21 protein-coding genes are annotated in these 18,606 nt (G+C 70.2%); 16 read left to right on the top strand and 5 right to left on the bottom strand.

The features are described from left to right. The first annotated feature begins 46 nt into the window (after positions 1-46). Entirely contained in the window at positions 47-526 is a 480-nt protein-coding gene (locus tag ACIQZO_RS33755; protein WP_403633772.1) for an iron chaperone, read from the top strand. Here ACIQZO_RS33755 and ACIQZO_RS33750 read toward each other — a convergent pair. Continuing rightward, entirely contained in the window at positions 454-816 is a 363-nt protein-coding gene (locus ACIQZO_RS33750; protein WP_403633960.1) for a hypothetical protein, read from the bottom strand. The genes ACIQZO_RS33755 and ACIQZO_RS33750 overlap by 73 nt on opposite strands. On the opposite strand from ACIQZO_RS33750, the gene ACIQZO_RS33745 reads away from it, so the two are divergent. Genes ACIQZO_RS33745 through ACIQZO_RS33735 form a run of 3 tightly spaced genes read left to right on the top strand, consistent with a single transcriptional unit; the run spans position 710 to position 1,610 of the window. Beyond that, on the top strand, positions 710-1,318 hold the full coding sequence (locus ACIQZO_RS33745; protein ID WP_403633770.1) for a hypothetical protein: 609 nt from the start codon (positions 710-712) through the stop codon (positions 1,316-1,318). The genes ACIQZO_RS33750 and ACIQZO_RS33745 overlap by 107 nt on opposite strands. Then, positions 1,255-1,506 carry a hypothetical protein gene (locus tag ACIQZO_RS33740; RefSeq protein ID WP_403633957.1) on the top strand — a complete coding sequence of 84 codons (252 nt, stop codon included), beginning with the start codon at positions 1,255-1,257 and terminating at the stop codon, positions 1,504-1,506. The genes ACIQZO_RS33745 and ACIQZO_RS33740 overlap by 64 nt, the downstream gene beginning before the upstream one ends. Then, a complete protein-coding gene (locus ACIQZO_RS33735) occupies positions 1,485-1,610 on the top strand; it encodes a hypothetical protein (protein ID WP_403633767.1) in 126 nt (41 codons plus the stop codon). The genes ACIQZO_RS33740 and ACIQZO_RS33735 overlap by 22 nt, the downstream gene beginning before the upstream one ends. An 11-nt stretch (positions 1,611-1,621) precedes the next feature. On the opposite strand, the gene ACIQZO_RS33730 is transcribed toward ACIQZO_RS33735, so the two are convergent. Together ACIQZO_RS33730 and ACIQZO_RS33725 are read right to left on the bottom strand one after the other, a co-directional pair. After that, positions 1,622-2,476 (bottom strand): CAP domain-containing protein, encoded by an 855-nt coding sequence (locus ACIQZO_RS33730; protein ID WP_403633765.1) that lies wholly within the window; start codon positions 2,474-2,476, stop codon positions 1,622-1,624. 85 nt (positions 2,477-2,561) lie between these two features. Then, the gene (locus ACIQZO_RS33725) at positions 2,562-3,473 is read right to left on the bottom strand and encodes an alpha/beta hydrolase family protein (RefSeq protein WP_403633763.1); all 912 of its coding nucleotides are present in this window, start codon (positions 3,471-3,473) and stop codon (positions 2,562-2,564) included. 138 nt (positions 3,474-3,611) lie between these two features. Between ACIQZO_RS33725 and ACIQZO_RS33720 the strand changes: the two genes are divergently transcribed. The 8 genes from ACIQZO_RS33720 (at position 3,612) to ACIQZO_RS33685 (ending at position 11,550) form a co-directional block, all read left to right on the top strand. After that, complete coding sequence (locus ACIQZO_RS33720) at positions 3,612-4,247, top strand: TetR/AcrR family transcriptional regulator (protein WP_403633946.1); 636 nt, start codon at positions 3,612-3,614, stop codon at positions 4,245-4,247. A 94-nt stretch (positions 4,248-4,341) separates the two neighbouring features. Then, positions 4,342-5,592 carry a VanZ family protein gene (locus ACIQZO_RS33715; protein ID WP_403633760.1) on the top strand — a complete coding sequence of 417 codons (1,251 nt, stop codon included), beginning with the start codon at positions 4,342-4,344 and terminating at the stop codon, positions 5,590-5,592. A 45-nt stretch (positions 5,593-5,637) separates the two neighbouring features. Then, positions 5,638-5,943, top strand: a complete 306-nt coding sequence (locus ACIQZO_RS33710; protein ID WP_403633757.1) for a hypothetical protein — start codon at positions 5,638-5,640, stop codon at positions 5,941-5,943. A gap of 298 nt (positions 5,944-6,241) precedes the next feature. Further along, a complete protein-coding gene (locus ACIQZO_RS33705; RefSeq protein ID WP_403633755.1) occupies positions 6,242-6,457 on the top strand; it encodes a DUF6243 family protein in 216 nt (71 codons plus the stop codon). Between the two features lie 316 nt (positions 6,458-6,773). Then, positions 6,774-8,987 carry an MMPL family transporter gene (locus ACIQZO_RS33700; protein ID WP_403633752.1) on the top strand — a complete coding sequence of 738 codons (2,214 nt, stop codon included), beginning with the start codon at positions 6,774-6,776 and terminating at the stop codon, positions 8,985-8,987. Between the two features lie 10 nt (positions 8,988-8,997). Beyond that, positions 8,998-10,179 (top strand): sensor histidine kinase, encoded by a 1,182-nt coding sequence (locus ACIQZO_RS33695; RefSeq protein WP_403633749.1) that lies wholly within the window; start codon positions 8,998-9,000, stop codon positions 10,177-10,179. 1 nt (position 10,180) lies between these two features. Next, positions 10,181-10,855, top strand: coding sequence for a response regulator (locus tag ACIQZO_RS33690; RefSeq protein WP_403633746.1), 675 nt, complete (start codon positions 10,181-10,183; stop codon positions 10,853-10,855). 239 nt (positions 10,856-11,094) lie between these two features. Further along, entirely contained in the window at positions 11,095-11,550 is a 456-nt protein-coding gene (locus ACIQZO_RS33685) for a GNAT family N-acetyltransferase (RefSeq protein WP_403633744.1), read from the top strand. A gap of 302 nt (positions 11,551-11,852) precedes the next feature. On the opposite strand, the gene ACIQZO_RS33680 is transcribed toward ACIQZO_RS33685, so the two are convergent. Both ACIQZO_RS33680 and ACIQZO_RS33675 read right to left on the bottom strand, forming a co-directional pair. After that, complete coding sequence (locus ACIQZO_RS33680; RefSeq protein ID WP_403633741.1) at positions 11,853-12,191, bottom strand: MerR family transcriptional regulator; 339 nt, start codon at positions 12,189-12,191, stop codon at positions 11,853-11,855. A 659-nt stretch (positions 12,192-12,850) separates the two neighbouring features. Further along, complete coding sequence (locus ACIQZO_RS33675; protein WP_403633738.1) at positions 12,851-13,225, bottom strand: DUF2267 domain-containing protein; 375 nt, start codon at positions 13,223-13,225, stop codon at positions 12,851-12,853. A gap of 188 nt (positions 13,226-13,413) precedes the next feature. Between ACIQZO_RS33675 and ACIQZO_RS33670 the strand changes: the two genes are divergently transcribed. The 4 genes from ACIQZO_RS33670 (at position 13,414) to ACIQZO_RS33655 (ending at position 18,409) form a co-directional block, all read left to right on the top strand. Beyond that, positions 13,414-14,091, top strand: a complete 678-nt coding sequence (locus tag ACIQZO_RS33670; RefSeq protein ID WP_403633735.1) for an HSP18 transcriptional regulator — start codon at positions 13,414-13,416, stop codon at positions 14,089-14,091. 72 nt (positions 14,092-14,163) lie between these two features. Then, complete coding sequence (locus tag ACIQZO_RS33665) at positions 14,164-14,562, top strand: STAS domain-containing protein (protein ID WP_403633732.1); 399 nt, start codon at positions 14,164-14,166, stop codon at positions 14,560-14,562. Positions 14,563-15,271: 709 nt separating this feature from the next. Then, a complete protein-coding gene (locus ACIQZO_RS33660; protein WP_403633730.1) occupies positions 15,272-16,804 on the top strand; it encodes an alpha/beta fold hydrolase in 1,533 nt (510 codons plus the stop codon). Positions 16,805-16,816: 12 nt separating this feature from the next. Further along, the gene (locus tag ACIQZO_RS33655) at positions 16,817-18,409 is read left to right on the top strand and encodes an alpha/beta fold hydrolase (RefSeq protein ID WP_403633728.1); all 1,593 of its coding nucleotides are present in this window, start codon (positions 16,817-16,819) and stop codon (positions 18,407-18,409) included. The last annotated feature ends 197 nt before the right edge of the window (positions 18,410-18,606 follow it).

Genomic DNA, 18,606 nt, shown 5'->3' with positions numbered 1-18,606 from the left:
CACCCCCCGGCACCACCCGAGCAAGCGTTGCGAGAGAGGACATGCCATGAAGGGCACGCAGACGTCGACCAGGAGCACCGGCCCGGCCGAGGAGCAGGCCGACGGGTTCTCGGCCGAGGAACGGGACGCGATCAAGCAGCGTGCCAAGGAGCTGAGGGCGGCCGGGCGCGGCCGCGGTGCGGGCGCCGCCAAGCCGGACCCCGAGGTCGAGGTCCTGGCGAAGATCGCCGAGATGGAGGACGCGGACCGCGTCCTCGCCGAACAGCTCCACGCCATGGTCAGGGCCAGTGCCCCGGACCTCTCCCCGAAGCTCTGGTACGGGATGCCCGCCTACGCCAGGGCCGGCAAGATCGTCTGCTTCTTCCAGAGCGCTCAGAAGTTCAAGTCCCGGTACGCCACCCTCGGTTTCAGCGACCCGGCGAACCTCGACGAGGGCACGATGTGGCCGACCTCCTACGCACTGACGAAGCTGACCCCGGCCGACGAGGAGCTGATCGCCGGGCTCATCAGGAAGGCGGTGAGCTGAGCCCGCCGCGGCCGGCGGTGGCTTCGGCGGTGTCGAGGAGCAGCCTCGCCGACGCGGAAGCAGTCGTCCTGGCCGTCGACCGGGGCCAGGTCGGCCCAGCCGCCGGACAGGAGGATGCGCCGGCCCTGCGTGCGGACGGCCTCGACGGCCACCCGCGCGACGTGCTCCGCGTCGCGCACGGGCATGCTGGCGAAGCCCACGTACACCGGCGGAGTACCGGCGTCGAGGAAGGCCTCCAGATCGGCGGGGAGCGGGAGCCGGCCCGGGCGCAACCACGCGCCGGTCCGCACGGTACGGCTCGGCGTACCACTTCTTCCCCGGGGGCAGGTCGCAGCTCGGCGAGGAGGTGATCCGTACGTCCGGCGCGGCCTACCTGGCGCTGATCGTCGAGCTCTTCGCGCCCCGGGCCGGGGCGGGTACGGATGCCGGGGGCCCTTCGGGCGCCCGGGCGGCGGACATGGCGCCGTCACGTGCGACGCTTTCACCGCCGCCGCGCAGACCCTGCGGGAGCTCGACTTCGCCGACGCGTGCCCCATCGCCACCGTCGCGCTGGAAGTGGCCAGCACCCACGAACCGCTGCGCCGGGCCACCGCCGAGGTGTTCGCGAGCCGGACGGACGGCCTGGGGCGCCCCCGGGGGTTCGGTGACGTCCGGCCGACCTCACGCCCGACGGCGCCGTCACCGACGCCAGCGGCTGGAATCCCTCCTGGGGCTGGGCCACCGGCAACATGGTCTCCCGCACGCAGGACCTGCGCCGCTGGGTCCCGGCCCTGCTGGACGGCAGGCTCCTGACCGCGAGGACGCAGGCCGAACGGCTCCACACCCTCCCGACCGGTGTGCCCCGCATTTCCTACGGGCTCGGGCTCCTCGACACCTACGGCTGGCTCGGGCACAACGGAGACCTGCCCGGGTACGCGGCGATCGCCGTCCAGTCCCCTCCGACAAGGCCACGCTCGTCGTGCTGGTCAATTCCGACGTGAACGACGGCAACAAGAACAACGCGTCCATCGTCGCGAGAACGGTCACCCTGATCGTCACCCCGGACCACCCGTGGCCCGTCCCGGCACCTGCCGCCCCGGAGTAGGGCTCACCGTCTCACTTGCCGTCGGAGAAGTTGTGCACGGCCCACCAGCCCGAGGCATCGTGGTACATGCCCACCCCGACCTCGGTGAAGTCCGGGTTGACCTGGGCCTTGTAGTGCCCGGAGCTGTGCCGCCACATCGACTGGAACTTCTCGGCGGCTTCCTGGGCGGTCATCGAGGCATCGCTGTACCAGACGATGTTCTCGCCCGTCCACGTGCGCGAGCCCGTCTTCAGGTAGGCGCGGTCGTCGGACGAGGAGTGGGAGAACCCACTGTTCTTCATGTGCTCAGCCCACGTGCGGGCGAAGTCGCTGAGGTCCCGCTTGAGCACGAGCGGAGGCCGTCCGACGGCGGCCCGTTCGCCGTTGAGCAGTTGCAGGGACAGCGACTGGGCCACGGCGACGTCCTGCGTCGTGGTGCGGGCACCGGGCACCTTGGGGTCCGGTCCCGTCGGACCGCTGCCGGCCGGGCGGGTGCTCGGCGCGGAGGGCTTGGCGGAACGTTCGGCCGGCGCACCGGTGCTCCGGCCGCCGTCCTTCGCGGGCGAGGCGGAGACGGTGGCATCCGGGCTCGGCGTCGCGGCGGCCGCGGACGCGCTCGCACCGGCGGTGGGAGACGCCGTGGGGGCGGGTATGAGGTCCGTCGCACTCGGCCGGCCGCCGCCGAGCACCGAGGGGGAGCCGGCCGCCGTCGTCGTACGTACCGGGGCCTCGTCGGAGCCGAGGGCGTAGGCCGCCGCTCCGACGCCGGCCAGCAGGACCACGGCAGCCGCCGCCATCACCGGAGCCCTGCGGCGGCCCCTGCGGTGTCCCCCGGCCCGGCTCCCGCGCGGCCGGTCCTGCGTGAAATCGTCGTCGTGATCGCGCATCGCATCTCCTCGGAGGTGACGGCCCACCTGGCCTGACACAGAGGGAGACCCGCGGGGCGCACGCCGATAACACCTTTCCGCGGGATCACCTGTTCTTGCTCTCCACCTTCCCGAGCGGGTTCGCCTCGGCCTCCAGCGCCGTGACGGCCGACTTCCACCCGGCGTCCGCACCGAGCAGGGTGCTGCGGAGGAAGGCGGTGCTGAGCTGCTGGATCAGGGCGACGCGCGCGGGGCTCTCGTCCGTCGTCTCGGCGACCTCGTAGCCGGGGATGCCTCCGAGCGAGTGCTCCGCGCCGAACAGCGTGAGCAGGCTCTTGCTCCCCGGGCTGAAGGTGTACGGGTCGGTGGACCAGTCCGGTCCGCGGGTGGACAGGTGGGAGTGGTCGTTGTCCCCGGCGACGATGAGGGCCGGGGTGGTCATGGTGTCGAAGGACGGCCTCAGGAAGGGCAGGTTCTCGACGGCGAACGGGGTGAGGTCGTCGCCCAGCCCGGCCGGCGCGAGCAATACGCCCGCGCCCACCCTCGGGTCGGACATGTCCTCGCCGGGGACGCCGTCGGCGCCGAGGACCCGCGCGCCGAGCAGCGCGCTCGCGGTCTGGGATCCCCAGGAATGGCCGGCGACGGCGATCCGATCGCGCCCGACGCGCCCGCCGAGGCCCGGTACGGCGGCCTCCAGCATGTCGAGTCCGTCCAGCACGCGGGTCAGGTCCTCGATCCGGATTCGCCAGATTCGCGGCGTACGGGGATCCTCGTGCGGGATGCCGAGCGTCCGGGAGTCGAGGTGGGTGGGCTGGACGACGACGAAGCCCTGGGCGGCCCAGTGGTCGGCGAGCGGGGCGTAGCCGTTCATCGACCAGCCGAAGCCGTGCGAGAGGACGATGACGGGCAGGTCGCTGCCGGTCACGGGGGCGGACACGCGCACCTGGAGGTCCTCGCCGCGGTTCGGGGCGGGCAGGACGATCGGCTTCGCGGACATCACGGTGGTCGGGTCGGACATGGAGGTGCCTTCCAACGGAGGGCATGGCCGGGGGTTGTCTGCCCGGTCTGCCATCATGAGCAAAACGGAACGTTGCTCCGCCAACAATATGGAACACGGTTCCGTTTCGCAAGACCGATGAACGAGAAGGGCTTCGCGGTGAACGACAGCGATCGAAGCGCGGGCAGTGCGGGCGGCACGGGCGGCACGGGGAGTGCGGGCGGCCCGGGCGGTGCGGCCGGATCCCGGCGCAAGGACGTCCGGCGCAACCAGCAGACGCTGCTGGACGCGGCCGCGGCGATCTTCGTCACGTCGGGTGTGGAGGCACCGGTGCGCGACATCGCGGCCGGGGCGGGCGTCGGGGTGGGCACGGTCTACCGCCACTTCCCCACCCGCGCCGACCTGGTGATCGCGGTCTACCGCCACCAGGTCGACGCCTGCGCCGAAGCCGGCCCGGCCCTCCTCGCGTCGAGCCCGACCCCGCATGCCGCCCTCGAGCGCTGGGCCGACCTCTTCGTCGACTTCCTGGTCACCAAACACGGCCTGGCCGCGGCGATGCAGGCCGACAACACCGGCTTCGAAAGCCTGCACGCCTACTTCCTCGACCGCCTCCTGCCGGTGTGCACCGACCTCCTGGACGCGGCCGCCGCGGCGGAACAGATCCGCCCGGACCTGACGGCGTACCAACTCATGCGCGGCATCGGCAACCTCTGCATCGGCACCGAACGCGACCCCGACTACGACGCCCGCCGCCTGGTGGCCCTCCTCATCGCGGGTCTCCGACAACCCTCCTGACCGCGCCCTACGACCGCCCCGCCACCCGGGCCGACGGCCGCAGGGCGAGGAGGATCAGAAGCGCGAACGCGAAGAGGGCGGCGCCGGTGCGGATGTGGTTGAACTCTGGCTCGTGCGGGTACGCGGGCTGCCCAAGGTGCCGGCGGTGCTGTTCGGGTGGGCGGTCGCCGGGGCGCTGTCCGCGACGCTCTATCCGAGCCACACCGGGGCGTCGGCCTCGGGGATCTGCACCATCGGCCGCGACGTGTTCACCCCCCTGCTGGCCCAGCAGGGAATCATGAACGTCGCCCTGTTCGTGCCGGCGGCCTTCTTCTCGGTCCTGGTCTTCCGCCGTCCCGCCGTGTCCGTCGCGAGCGGTGTGCTGCTGTCCGCCGGCATCGAGTCGGTCCAAGCGCTGACGTCGTCCATCGGCCGGTCCTGCACCTCCGAGGACCTGATCGCGAACAGCCTCGGAACGGCGATCGGCGTAGCACTGGCGCTCGCCCTGCGCGGGATGCGGTCGGCGCTGGGCAAGGCCGACCTCGTACAGGGCCTGCGCATCCTCGGGGTGGGTGCCGTGGTGCTCCTCGCCTTCGGAGCCGTCGCCATCACCCCGGTCCTCTCCGAGGTCACCGAACTGACCCGGGCCACTTCCGCGCAGCAGGAGGTCGCGAGGAGGACGGTCCGGGACGTCTGGGGCCCGGACGCCCGGATTTCGAGCATCCAGTACATGAAGGGCGAGGGCGCGGCAGCGGGCCAGACCCTGGTGACCCTCGAGGACGGATTCCTCAACTTCACCGATGGCGCCGTGAACATCACAGGCTCGCGTCAGGCGAAGTCGCTGCCGGGCGTGACCGCGAAGCCGGTGCGTACCAAGGAGGAAGCGGTAGCTCAGGCGGCGGTGTTCGTACAGGCCCGGTTCCCCTGGGCGCTGAAGGACAGTACGACCATGGTGGACCCGACCACGGCCGACAGCGGTCAGCAGACCGTGGGCTGGCGCCAGCGGGTCGACGGCGTGCTCATGCCCATGCGGATGGACGTGGTCGTCGATCCCGACGGCCGGATCTCCGCCTTCACCGGGCGCAACGAGCTCGGACCGGCCGCGCCTCCCGCGCACCGGGTGACCGCCGAGGAAGCGCGCCGGACGGCTGAGGCCCAGGTTTCCGCGGGCAGCTTCGCCGGTTCGGAGATCCTGGTCCAGAAGAACGCTCAGGGCGACTGGGAGACGCGCTGGCTCATCAGCTTCACCCTTCCCCGGCCGGAGGGGACGCCGGCGCCCGCGGGCGAGGACGTACCCGTCAACGATCAAGGAACCACTGTGGCGATCAACGCGCTGACGGGGAAGGTCATCCCCCCGAACCGCTGACCACTGCGGCCCGCGCCCTCGGGGTCAGGCTGCTTTGATCAACTGGTGACACACACCGATGACACGATCAGTGGCGGACGGGGGCGGATGAGTCCGGCCGTCGTCCTCGGCGGGGCTTCCGTTGCCTTCTGGTTCTGCTGCCCGTTCTGGATGCTTGTGTGGATGCTGGCCCTGCCGCTCGGCCTGGCAGGTCTCGTCCGGGGTTCCATCGAGTACCGAGCTGCCTCGCGGAACGGCACGAGCCGTGATCAGCCGCTGACTGCCCTGCTGCTCTCCTCCGTAGGGACGGCTGCGGCAGTCGCGTACATGATCTTCCTGGCCACCCATCCCGACCTGCCGATTCAGGGGTAGCAACCGAAGGACGCCTTTCCCACGCACCCGTCATCCGCGACGGCGGGCGCGCGTCCGGTGAGCCGCTGCCGGACGTCGCTCAGCAGGCCTTCGATTGCCGGGTTCGCCGGCGGGCCGAGCCCGGGGTGGCCCAAGGTCTGGTGTGCGGCGCCGACGGGACCGGGTAACGTCATAGTCTTCCAGACGCTGATTTACGGGTGAGAGCGTGACGGGCCCCTACTGACGTCCTTCGGCGTCGCCGCGCCCGTCCCCCACCGATGAATCCGTAGATCACTCCACAACATTGCCGGGACAACCCATGACCGTGAGCAAGAACATCAACAACCCCGTGGGCCAGGGCGGCGGCCAGCGCAAGAGGCTGTCCCGCGCCGAACGGCAGAACAACGGGCCGCACCGCAACCTCGACCGCAAGGGCGCCGCCGACCAGAAGGCGGAGCTGGTGCGCAAGATGCGCGAGAAGGCCGGCGCGGCCGAGGACGCCGGACAGACGGGCGAGGACACCGCACACAGCTGACCCACCGCCGCCGCAGGGCGGCATGGGCATGGCGCGCGAGTCCGAAGAGGGCTGGACAGCGACGCAGGCCCAGGTCGGTGACCTGGGCCTTGGTCCAAGAGCGGATGACGGGAATCGAACCCGCGCCATGAACGTGGGAATCAACGCTGCCCAGACCGCCCGTATGGCTCCTGAACTGCGAATACGTCCTCTTCGTGGGCCTCTCGCGAGGGCGGAAGGATATCCGGCAGGCCAGCCGCGTCCACCGACCGGTGGACGCGGGGTTCAACCAGTCGAGGCTGCCGGGGGAACGACCCTGCGGACGAGCATCTGAGGCATGAGAAATTGCCCGGTCCGTATGGCCCGCTGGAGCGCCCGCCACCCGTGGAGCGCAATCATCGGGTGGTTCCTGTTCGTCATTCTGTGCCTCGGCGCCGGTATCGCGACCGGTAGCAACGCGGCGACCACCAAGGATTTCTGGGTCGGAGAGGCGGGGCACGCCGAGTCGATGGCGACCGAGGGCGGCCTCCAGCGCCGGCCCACCGAGCACGTCCTGATCCACGCGAAGTCCGGTCCCCTCGACACGGAGGCGGCCGGTTCCGCGGTCCGCGAGCTCACCGACCGGATGGCCGAGCTGCCCGAGGTGGACAGCGTGGCGCTCCCGGTCCGTTCGAAGGACGGCAGCGCCCTGCGCGTGACCGTGGTGCTGAAGGGCGCCGAGCTGGACGGGAAGAAGAACGTCGTACCGCTCCTCGAACAGACGGCGAAGGTGGCGGTCGGCCACCCGGACCTGGTCGTGGAGGAGACCGGATCACCCGCCATCAGTCAGGGCGTCAACGACCAGCGCGGTGACGACCTCGCCCTCTCGGAACGCATCACCCTGCCGGTCACCCTCGTCATCCTGCTGATCGTCTTCGGCTCGGTGGTCATGGCCGGTGTGCCACTGCTGCTGGCTCTCTCCTCGATCGCCGCCGCCATGGGCCTGGCCATGCTGGCCTCCCACGTCCTCCCCGACCCAGGGGTCGGGACCAACATGATCCTGCTCATCGGCCTCGCCGTAGGCGTCGACTACACGCTCTTCTATCTCAAGCGCGAACGCGAGGAACGGGCCCGCGCCGAAAACCGGCTCAGCCCCGAGGCGCTGGTGGACCTCGCGGCGGCCACGGCCGGCCGAGCCATCATGGTCTCCGGCCTGGCGGTGATCGCTTCCACAGCGACGCTCTACCTGGCCACGGACGTCATCTTCTCCTCCCTGGCGACGGGCACGATCCTGGTCGTGGCGGTCGCCGTGGCCAGCTCTCTGACCGTGCTTCCCGCGCTGCTGGTGAAGATCGGCCACCGTACCGGGCGCCGTACCGCCACGAGGGACGCGCGGCGGGCGAGCCGGGGCAAGCCTGTCCGTACGAAGTCGGTGAAGCCGGAGAACGGCAGGGTCTTCGACGCCCTGCTGCGCCCCGCGCGGCGGCATCCAGTGATCACCCTGTGCGTATCCGTACTCGTCATGCTCGCCATAGCGGCGCCCGCGAGTGGTATGAAACTCATCGACCCGGGCAAGGACACCTTCTCGCGCGACATCCCGGCCATGCAGGTCTACGACCGGCTCACCGCGAAGTTCCCGGAACTCCTGGTCAAGCACGAGGTCGTCGCCCGCTCCGCCCCCGACCAGGCACCGCAGGTCAAGCAGGCTCTGGTGGAACTGGGCCGGCGCGCCCAGGCGGACCCGCTGTTCGCCCGGAACGCCGAGCCGACGGTGCGCACGTCGGCGGACGGCCGGATCAGCGTGCTCGAACTGGCCGTCCCGTATCCCGCGCCCTCCGGCCGGGCGATCGAGTCACTCGGCCACGTCCGTGAGGTGTATCTGCCCGCCACGGCCGCCATGTTGCCCGGTGCGGACATGGCGGTGAGCGGTGATGTGGCCCGTGGACAGGACTATGTGGCGCACGAGAAGAGCAAACTGCCGCTGGTCGTCGGGTTCCTTCTGCTCCTGACGTTCGTGATGACGGTGTGGGCCTTCCGCTCGGTGGTGATCGCCCTCGTCGGCGTCCTCCTCAACCTTCTCTCCGCCGCCGCCGCGCTCGGCGCGCTGGTTCTGGTCTTCCAGGGAACCTGGGCAGAGGACCTGCTGGGCTTCGACTCCCTCGGTGCGATCGCGTCGCGGGTGCCGCTCTTTCTCTTCGTGATCCTCTTCGGACTGTCGATGGACTACCAGGTGTTCGTGGTCAGCCGGATCAAGGAGGCGATGGACAACGGGATGACGGCCCGCGCGGCGGTACTGGAGGGCATCGGCCGGTCGGCGAAGGTGGTGACGAGCGCGGCGATGGTGATGGTCACGGTGTTCGCGGCTTTCGTCTTCCTGCACCTGACAGAGATGAAGCAGATGGGCCTCTGCCTGGCCGTGGCGGTCCTGCTGGACGCCGTGGTCATCAGGATGATGATCCTGCCCTCGATCCTGCTGCTCCTCGGCGAGCGCGCCTGGTGGCCACGGCGCCCCGCGCCGGAAAACCGGTACCACCGGCCCGCAGCCGTTCGACCCGTCCGCTCCAGGACGTAATCTGACGATCATGCTGCAACGGCCTGAGCGTGGTGACCCGTTATGGATCTGGGCACTCCACGGGTGGGAGGGACTGTCCTGGGCGCTCATCGCCCTTGTCACTCTGATCACCGTCGTGGGCGACGCTCCCCCCACGACGAAGTACGGGGTGCCGGCCCTGGTGGCCGTGCTCGCACTCAGCTACGCGCTCGTACGCTGCCGGCCCGCCAATCCCGTGCTGCGCCCGTACGGCTATCTGTGCGTCCTCGTGGGATCGCTGGGCGCTCTCTCCTACGTCGGCGACGGCCTCGGAGTCTTCTACACGGTGACGCTCGCGCAGTTCGTCATCTTCTCGGACAGCCTCAGGGCAGCGGTCGTCCACACGGGCCTCGGCGCGGTGGCGATCACGGTCGGCGGCACGCTGCGGGAAGGCTGGGGCGTCGATGTCCTGACCACCAACGCCATTTCCTCCCTCGCGGTGTACGCGGTCGGCGTCCTGATGGCGGTGGTGACGCCCCGAGCACTGGCGCTGCGGGACGAACGGGTCAAGCTGAGGGCGGATTTGAAGACCGCCCAGCTGGAGCTGGTCGACGCGTACCAGCGCCAGGGCGCCGCAGAGGAGCGCGACCGCCTCGCCCGGGAGATCCACGACACCCTCGCCCAGGGTTTCGCCTCCATCATCGTGTTGGCCGAGGCGGCCCGGTCCGGGCTAGCTGTGGACCTCGACAGAAGCGCCCAGCAGCTGCAGTCCATCGAACAGACAGCCCGGGAGAATCTCGCCGAGGCCCGCGTCCTCGTAGGTGTGGCCCCCCGTAGCGGCGTGGCCGCCGGATCGGTCGCAACGACGCTCCGCCGCACCTTGGACCGGTTCACCGAGGACACCGGGCTCATCGTCACGGCGGAGCTGGCGGACATCGCATGCGATCAGCCGACGCGGGTCGCCCTGCTGCGGTGCACGCAAGAGTCCCTGGCCAACATCCGCAAGCATGCGGACGCCTCCACGGTGGGCGTCGTCCTCGCCCGCCACCAGGCCGGCGTCGAGCTGGAAATCACCGACGACGGACGCGGATTCGTCGTCGAGGAGTCTCATGGCTTCGGCCTGGACGGAATGCGCAAGCGCCTCGCCGAATTCGGCGGCGATCTCACCGTCACCAGCTCGGTCGGTGACGGCACCCGGATCCTCGCCCTGATCCCCATGAACGGTCAGGTCTGACATGACGACTGTGCCCACGGCTACGGCTACGGCTACGACACAAGGCCGGCGCCTGCGCGTCATCCTGGCCGACGACCATACGGTGATGCGCGCCGGACTTGTCGCGCTGCTGACCTCCGAGCCCACCATCGACATCGTCGGCGAGGCGGGAGACGGCCGCGAGGCCGTGCGGCTCGTCGAACAGCTTGACCCGGATGTGGCGCTCCTCGATCTGCGGATGCCCGTCCTCGACGGAGTGGGCGCCACCACAGAGATCGTCGGAAGCGGCGTGCGGACCCAGGTCCTCATCCTGACCACGTACGACACCGACGCCGACATCGAGCGCGGTGTCGAGGCGGGGGCGACCGGCTATCTCCTCAAGGACGCCACCCGGGACCAACTGGTCGAAGCCATCCACTCGGCCTCCCGGGGCGAAACCGTCCTCGCCCCGCGTGTCGCGCAACGGCTCGTGGCCAAGATGCGCCGGCCCGCGCCCGTGGCACTCACTGCGCGCGAGTCCGAAGTACTGGGCGCGGTCGCCGACGGGTTGTCCAACGCGGAGATCGGTCGGCGTCTGTTCATCGGAGAGGCCACGGTGAAGACGCATCTCCTGCGGATATTCGCAAAACTCGACGTCAGCGACCGCACGCGAGCCGTGGTAGTGGCGATGAACAGCGGGCTGCTCCAGCAGCGTTAGAGAGCTCTGGGCACAACAAAGCCCCAGGTCGCTGACCTGGAGCCTTGTCAGGGGGCGAACGACGGGCAACCGAGGCGGGGCTCTGCCGCCGTGAGGCGGCGCCGTGCCGTGCGGTGCCGCCGGCCTGAAGGGGCCGTGCCAGCACGCTCCCCGAGCGGTCCGCGGCACCGGCGTTGCCGTGGAGGCCCTGGACCACATCGACCGATGATGGGAGTACGGCCGAACATGCGGAGCTGACCATGACGGGTTGGCGTGTCAGGGACTACACCCAGGATGATCTCGAAGCGGTGATCCGAGTCGATGCGGAGAGCGGCACGGCCGAAGAGCCACCTCTCTTTCCGCTCTCGGACGCCGTGGCGCCCCTCCAGGCTCTCCACCCTGCGGTGGTGGCCACCGCGGACGAGGTGGTGGTCGGCGCCGCGGTGAGCAGGGTGGAGGGCGACCGGGCGTGGATCCTGCGCATCGGCACGGCGCCTGCCTGGCGTCACCAGGGGCTGGGCGGCGACCTGAGCACGGCTCTGGAGCACCGGCTGTTCGCCGGTGGTGCCCGAACGGTGCACGCGGTCGCGGTCCCGCCCGACGGCGAGACCGGTGCCACCGCCCTGCACAACTGCGGCTTCGACGCCCGTCCGGGCATGGTCTTCTTCGAGAAGCGCGGACGGGTGACCCCTCAGGCGGTCAGCACCCGAGCCTGAGGACAGCGCCGCCGGTGCGGCAGGCTGATCCCGGTCCTCAAGCCGAGCCCACAGCGCGGCGCCCCGTGGCGGGCGGCCCGCTTCTTCGGCGTCGGGCGGGATGCGACAGAGCCGGTCGGAGTGACGGTGGACCGGCCGGGCCCTGGGCGTGTGGGCGGTTGGTTCGCCGGTCAAAGCCCCTCGTCGTGCAGGTCCTCTTCGCGCAGCAGGTCGTTCTCACGGCGGCTCGAGGTATCCCTCTGGCCGAATTTCTGTCCCTTCTCGCGGGACGACTTGCCCGTCCGAAGGTTGGCGGGCCCGCCTCAGTCCGAGGCCGGCGGCAGGGATGATTCGGCGGAGCGGCGGTACTCGGCGTTGATGCGCTGGGCTTCCTCGAGCTGGTCCTCGAGGATGATGATGCGGCAGGCGGCCTCGATGGGGGTGCCCTGGTCGACGAGTTCCCGGGCGCGTGCCGCGATGCGCAGTTGGTAGCGGGAGTAGCGACGGTGTCCGCCCTCGGAGCGCAGCGGGGTGATCAGGCGGGCCTCGCCGATGGCGCGTAGGAAGCCTTGGGTGGTGCCGAGCATTGCGGCGGCCCGGCCCATCGTGTAGGCGGGGTAGTCGTCGTCGTCAAGACGGCCGAACGAGTCGTCTGCTGTCATTGCACCTCTCTCATGGAACGCATGGAGGGGCCCTGGTGCCGTACGGCACCAGGGCCCCGAAGGAACTACTACACCATCTGTCGGCCCTGATACTGCGCCGACCTCGTGTTTCCGCCGCCTCGGCCGAGTTGCTGCCGGGAGTGCGGGGATCGCGGTTGCTTGACCGGAGACCACCTCGCTATCGATGTCCTGCGGTACCCGGGCTCAGACTTCGGCCCGGGCGATCCTGATGGCGCCTGGCCCCTCCGTTCTTCCTCGTTGATCAACTACTGCTGAAGCGGGGACTACGTACTGCTGGTGACCTGTGACAGCGCCACTCTTCGGCAGCCAGCCCCGTTGCCCATCCTGCGTCTGCACTGGCTTGGAACCCCACTGCCGAACTTCCCGGTACGCGCGCCCGCAGCCGACGCCTTTACCGAGGTACCGCTCACTGACTGCACTGCTGTACTGCGAACTGCCGTTACTGGCACTGCGTTAACTGCGGTACTGCTCCTGGCAGCCCCTGATGACTGCGGGCCGCCCGGTCCGGTCGTCAGTCCCGTCGCCGTCCTGCAACAACCCTGGCTTCGGAACTCCACCACCGCACCGGCCTGCGAACTGCAACTGCATGTACTGCTGCCCGGCAGTTCGTCTCTGCCGAGCCCTCTGGTCTCTCTGGGCTACGAGAGAAACCATAACCATGTTGCAGGGGAATGTCTACGCTGGCGAACATAGATTTTCGCGTGTTCGGCAGTAAGGCAATCGGGCTCGAACGTGGCCTGTATGCGTTCATGTGAGCAGTCCGGGCCCATCGCAGCCGCGGCTGCCGGCGTGGGATCAGGCGGCGGGCCGGGGCTGGCCTGGTAGTCGGGTACCTGGGCCGTCATGGCGGGGGCGGCCTCTGCGGGCAGGCGCTGCGCGAAGGCGACGCGCTCGTCTCCGGTGATCTGGCGGCCGAGGGCCGCGAGGGCGTTGCGGACGGCTTCCTCGGCGCGTTCGCGGGTGGGGTGGGCGCCTTCGTGGCGCACGCGTTCCAGCATCTGGTCGAACGTCATCGCGGGGGAGAGCGGTTCGGGCCTGCAACGGGTCGAGGAGGATCGGGGCGTACGCCTCGGGGAGCCGGGCCGCGAGCCGGGCTCGCACGGTGCCGGCCGGCGCTTCAACGTGCTTCCGCTGTAATATGTCATCGAAGCGATGACAAGGAGCGAGTCATCGGGAGGATGACAAGGCGACGGAGAGTGTCATGAACGAGGCCACCCCACCGACCGGACCCGTGCCTTTTCTCGCCGCGGCCGCGGCACTGGAGGCCATCCACCAGGCCGTACGGGACGCACAGCAGCCACCCGCCGGAACCCCGACGACCAGTGCGGCGTCAACGCCGGAGGCGCCGGATGCGGGCCCGCACCCCGCTCTGACCGCACTGCTGATGCTCCGCGAGATCCGCGAGCAGCTCGCCGGCTGGGAGAGCGGCCTGATCGAAACTGCCCGCGGACAGGGCGCCAGCTGGGCCGAGCTCGCAGGGCCCCTCGGGCTCGCCAGCCGTCAGGCCGCCGAACGCCGCTACCTTCGCCTACGCCCGGGCACCGCCGGAAGCACCGGGGAGGAGCGCGTCCAGGCCACCCGGGACATGCGCGCCGCCGACCGCACCGTCACTACGTGGGCCCGCGACAACGCGGCCGACCTACGCCGGCTCGCCGGCCAGGTCACCTCCCTCACCGACCTGCCCGCCGGTGCCCAGAGTGCTGTCGGAGACCTGGATCTGGCCCTCGCCGACAACGACGCCGCTCGCCTCGTGGGCCCCCTGGCCGACACGAGGCCTCATTTGGGGCCCGAGGACTCTGAGCTCGCCGAACGCATCGACGCCCTGACCCGACACACCGACCAGATCCGCCAGGACACCCACGACCAGCGCAGCACGTGAACCGCGCCCCCGGGCACGTGATCAGCCGACAGGTGCCGGGGCTTCACGCCCAGACCCGAGGAGTGATCCACCATGGCCGAACGTCCTTACCGGGAGGCCGGTGCCAACGACATCGCCGTGAAGGTCCTGGACCACGCGGTCGCGGTTCGGCCCACCGGCGAGATCGACATCGAGACTGCACCCTCCCTGCGGCTCGCCCTCAGCGAGGCACTCGCCCACGCCTCACAGACAAGGCCTGTGGTGGTCGACTGCAGCGGCCTCACCTTCTGCGACTCCTCGGGACTCAACGCACTTCTCGGCGCGCGACACACAGCACAGGCCGCAAGCACGCATATCCGCCTCGCAGCCCCCAACCGCCAGCTCCAGCGCCTCCTGGAGATCACTGGTGCCCTGCCCCTCTTCCCCGTGGACCAGAACCCTCCGACCGCTGACCGCCTTCCGAGGGGATGCACGGACGGCTCGCCCCGGTAGGACAGGCCGGTGGTGTGCGGGCGCCGGTCGGCGTACGGCGTAGGCGCATCGCGTTTCCGAGCCAAGGCCCCATCGCGGGCGGGGCTCTCCCATCCGCATCGGGTAAACGCTGTCAGGGCGGCCGATCGCGCTGCCCGGTACGCCGATGTGAGGAGGAATCAGTGGACGGGATCGTGCTTCTCAAGGATGACCACGAGACGCCCCCGACACCAAGGACCTGAGTGCGCCGGTCGGGTAGGCGCGGGGGCCGGCACCCAGGTTGTGGTGCCGGCCCCCGCGTCGTGTCGCCAAGCCTGCTGTCCGGCGGCGGCTTGCCCGTGGTGCACAGCCTCCCCTCCCTCTCCGCATCAGCAGGGTGCATCGGGAGGGCCGGTTCAACCGCAGCTGCTCCCCGTCCCGTTCCTGACCGCTGTTGACCGTGCTGAGGGCCACGGCCGGGGCACGGACGTGGACGGGGTGCCTCACCGGAGGTGCGAGTCGCGCATGGGACGGGTTCAGGGCGCGATCGCGGCCTCGGCGGTGCCGTCGTGTGCGCCGGCGAACCAGGCGGCGAACAGTGCTTCGCACGGCTGCGTTCCGGAGTGGGCCGACGGCCGTCCGCATGCGCGGGTTCGCGCCACGGGCTACCGTCGAAGTGGTGCGATCCACCCAACCCGCTGCGGTTCCGCCCGGCGGGGCGGCCGCAATGTCGGCAGAGGAGCGGGATCACATGCCCAAGCACCCCATCAGCGCGGCGGCTGCCGCGGCCACCATGGTCTGCCTGATGGCGTTCGGCGCCACACCGAGCAGCGCCGCATTGCGACAGGCTCCCGCCGTCCCCGCGGGGTTCGTGCCCGGCCCCTGCCCGAAGCCGGCCGAGCCGATCGAGGCGCTGAGCACCGCGAAGTGCGGCTTCCTGGAGGTCCCCGAGAACCGGACCAGGGCCGGGAGCCGGACCATCAAGCTGCCTGTGGCGGTCATCCCGGCCACGGCGCCGAAGTCCGGCCAGGTCCCTGTGGTGTTCATGGCGGGCGGCCCCGGGGGCGACACGTTCGACGACATTCCCTTCCTCGTCGACTCGGGCCTGAACCGGGACCGGGATCTGATCATCATGGCCCAGCGGGGCAACCTCTATGGGCAGCCGAACCTCGCCTGCCCGGAGATCGACCGGCACAACGCGAAGGCCGGGAGCCTGCGTTACGACTCGGAGGCACACAAGCGTTCCCTGCTGGGCGCGGTGAAGCAGTGCCGGGACCGCCTGGCTGCCGAGGGAGTCGATCTGGCCGCCTACAACAGTACCGAGAACGCGTCGGACTTCGCCGACCTGCGCACCGCACTGGGCCTCAAGGAGTGGAACGTCTACGGGTACTCCTACGGCAGCAACCTGGCCATGACCTACATGCGCGAACACCCCCAGGGCATCCGCGCGGTGGCGATCGACTCGCTCTCCCCCTCGAACCTCACCCGACTGCCGGTGACCTGGCCCAGCTACGAGGAGGGCATCAAGGCCATCGCGGACGCGTGCGCGGCCCAGCCCGCCTGCAAGAGCCGCTACCCCGACGTCGTCGGCACGCTGAACGAGCAGGTCCGCAAGCTGGAGGCGCAGCCGCTGACGCTGACCGCCAGCCCGCCGAAGGGCGGTGCCCCGGTCGAGGTCGACATCGACGGGGGCGCCCTGGTGAACGTACTGGTCGCCAACGCCGTCTGGCCCGTTGACGTCCCGGCGGCCCTCGACGAGCTCAGCCGCGGACGCACGGAGCGCTTCGCGAAGGCCCGCGCGGCCGAGTCGGTCCAGCCGGTCGGCATGACCGCCCATGGTCTGACGCAGTCGGTGGTGTGCGCCGAGTGGGCGCCGGGTACGTCGGAGTCCGACGTGCTGAACGCGGGCCGCAAGGCCTTCCCCGACTGGCCGGACACCGTCCTCGCCCAGGGGCCGCAACTCCCCTTCGAGCACGACGTGTGCCGCATCTGGAACGTTCCGGACCGCTCCGCCACCCAGCGGGTGGTCACCGAGAGCACGATTCCGACGCTCATCATCCACGGCACCTTCGACCTGAAGACCGGGGCCAACTTGGCGAAGGAAGCGGCCCGTACGCTGCCCAACTCGACCTCCGTGCTGGTCCCCGGCATCGGACACTGGGTGGTCCCCCAGTCGCCCTGCGCACAGCAGGTGTTGGCCTCGTTCCTCAACGACCCGAACGCGCCCGACACCGGTTGCGTGGCCGGCCTCACCCCCAAACCGTTCACGATCACCCCGAAGTGACCGGGAGGGCAGATGCCTCTCAACCCCGCACCCCGTCGCCACCGCACGGCGCGACGGCACCACACCAGGTCGGCCACAGTGGCCACCGGGGTCCTCATCACGGGCCTGCTCGTGGCACCCGCCCAGGCGGGCACCAACGCCGCGGAGCCGATCGGAACGGTCACCCGCACGGTGGGCGATGCCACCTTCGAGCCGGGGCCCTGCCCGCGGACCGCGGATCCGGTCCCCGAGCTCGAAGGGGCCCGCTGCGGAACGCTCACCGTGCCCGAGAGTCGCACCAAGCCGGACAGCCGGAAGATCAAACTCGGTGTCGCGATCGTGGCGGCCAAGGCCGCCGAACCCAAACCCGACCCCATCGTGTGGCTCGCCGGCGGACCCGGCGACGACGCGGTCGGAGAGGCGAAGATGGCGATCGACGGTGGCATGAACCGTGACCGGGACCTGATCCTCATGTCCCAGCGCGGCACGTACTCGGCCGATCCGGCGCTCACCTGCACCAACATCGACGAGTTCAACGCACGCGCGACCGGCCTCGTCTACGACGCGCCGTCCACCGAGCGTGAGCACGTCAAGGAGACGCGTATCTGCCGCGACAAACTGGCGGAGACCGGGGCCGACCTCAGCACCTACAACGACATCGAGAGCTCCGCCGACCTCGCGGACCTGCGCACCACGCTGGGCCTCAAGGAGTGGAACGTCTACGGCATCTCCTACGGCACCCAACTGGCGCTCGTCTACATGCGCCTGCACCCCGGGGGAATCCGGTCCGTCGGCATCGACGGCATTCTCCCGCCGTCCACGGGCGGATCGGTCATCACCTGGAACGCCGCCAAGGAGGGCTTCGGCAACGTGTTCAAGGCCTGCGCGGAGCAGCCCGCCTGCAACAAGCGCTACCCGAACGTGCAGGCCACCTTCGACCGCCTCGTCCGCGAGCTCGAAGCCGAGCCGGTCACCACCACCGTGACGCTCCCCGGCACCCAGAAGCAGGTGAAGGTCGTCCTGGACGGCGGCGCCCTGGTCAACTGGATGACCGCCGCTACCCACATAGCGCCCCAGGTCCCCGCCGAACTCGACGAGTTGGCCCACGGCAACCCCCAGCCGATCGCCGAGCAGTGGGCGGGCGGGAAGTACGCCCCGCAGGCCATCGGACGGACCTCCCACGGGCTCGTCTACGGCGTCTTCTGCAGCGAGTGGACCCCGTACGAGACCGAGGCCGAAGCGCTCAAGGGAGGCCAGGAGGCCTTCCCGACGTACCCGCGCTCGGTACAGGCCCAGGCCCCGCTGCTCACCTTCCTCCGCCCGGACTGCGACGTCTGGAACGTCCCCGCGGCACCCCCCTCCATCCGTGACGTGACCAAGAGCGACATCCCCACCCTCGCCCTCTCCGGCAGCTTCGACGGCCAGACCGCCGCGGCCAACGGCCCGTACGTAGCCCGCACCCTGCCCCGAGCCACCGTCGTCACGGTCCCGTACGAGCCCCACGTTGTGATCGCCACATCGAAGTGCGCGCAGGAGATCGCGGCATCGTTCTTCGACACCCCGACTGCGCCGAACACCGCATGCCTCAAGGACCTCAAGCCCCCGAAGTTCGAAATCGCCCCCTGAGACGGACCCACCACGGCACACCGCTCACATCCCCGGCCCCGGGGTGAGGCAATGACTGAGCCCCAGGTCACTGACCTGGGGCTCAGTGGAAGAGCGGATGACGGGAATCGAACCCGCGCCATAACCTTTGGGAATCACCGATCCTCAGGCACCATTGCCGCCTTGACCAGCGCGAACGGGTGCCATCGAGAACACTA

It is taken from the genome of Streptomyces sp. NPDC097617 (assembly GCF_044761485.1).
Taxonomy (GTDB): Bacteria; Actinomycetota; Actinomycetes; order Streptomycetales; family Streptomycetaceae; genus Streptomyces.
The sequence above is the reverse complement of the archived record's forward strand: the minus strand, read 5'-3'. Positions and strand labels throughout refer to the sequence as shown.

Coding starts and splice junctions, on each gene's coding strand:
- ACIQZO_RS33700 (WP_403633752.1), top strand. CDS start 6,774: ATGAGAAATTGCCCGGTCCGTATGGCCCGCTGGAGCGCCCGCCACCCG.
- ACIQZO_RS33695 (WP_403633749.1), top strand. CDS start 8,998: ATGCTGCAACGGCCTGAGCGTGGTGACCCGTTATGGATCTGGGCACTC.
- ACIQZO_RS33730 (WP_403633765.1), bottom strand. CDS start 2,476: ATGCGCGATCACGACGACGATTTCACGCAGGACCGGCCGCGCGGGAGC.
- ACIQZO_RS33675 (WP_403633738.1), bottom strand. CDS start 13,225: ATGACGTTCGACCAGATGCTGGAACGCGTGCGCCACGAAGGCGCCCAC.
- ACIQZO_RS33680 (WP_403633741.1), bottom strand. CDS start 12,191: ATGACAGCAGACGACTCGTTCGGCCGTCTTGACGACGACGACTACCCC.
- ACIQZO_RS33665 (WP_403633732.1), top strand. CDS start 14,164: ATGGCCGAACGTCCTTACCGGGAGGCCGGTGCCAACGACATCGCCGTG.
- ACIQZO_RS33705 (WP_403633755.1), top strand. CDS start 6,242: ATGACCGTGAGCAAGAACATCAACAACCCCGTGGGCCAGGGCGGCGGC.
- ACIQZO_RS33725 (WP_403633763.1), bottom strand. CDS start 3,473: ATGTCCGACCCGACCACCGTGATGTCCGCGAAGCCGATCGTCCTGCCC.
- ACIQZO_RS33745 (WP_403633770.1), top strand. CDS start 710: ATGCTGGCGAAGCCCACGTACACCGGCGGAGTACCGGCGTCGAGGAAG.
- ACIQZO_RS33740 (WP_403633957.1), top strand. CDS start 1,255: ATGGTCTCCCGCACGCAGGACCTGCGCCGCTGGGTCCCGGCCCTGCTG.
- ACIQZO_RS33755 (WP_403633772.1), top strand. CDS start 47: ATGAAGGGCACGCAGACGTCGACCAGGAGCACCGGCCCGGCCGAGGAG.
- ACIQZO_RS33655 (WP_403633728.1), top strand. CDS start 16,817: ATGCCTCTCAACCCCGCACCCCGTCGCCACCGCACGGCGCGACGGCAC.
- ACIQZO_RS33670 (WP_403633735.1), top strand. CDS start 13,414: ATGAACGAGGCCACCCCACCGACCGGACCCGTGCCTTTTCTCGCCGCG.
- ACIQZO_RS33690 (WP_403633746.1), top strand. CDS start 10,181: ATGACGACTGTGCCCACGGCTACGGCTACGGCTACGACACAAGGCCGG.
- ACIQZO_RS33685 (WP_403633744.1), top strand. CDS start 11,095: ATGACGGGTTGGCGTGTCAGGGACTACACCCAGGATGATCTCGAAGCG.
- ACIQZO_RS33660 (WP_403633730.1), top strand. CDS start 15,272: ATGCCCAAGCACCCCATCAGCGCGGCGGCTGCCGCGGCCACCATGGTC.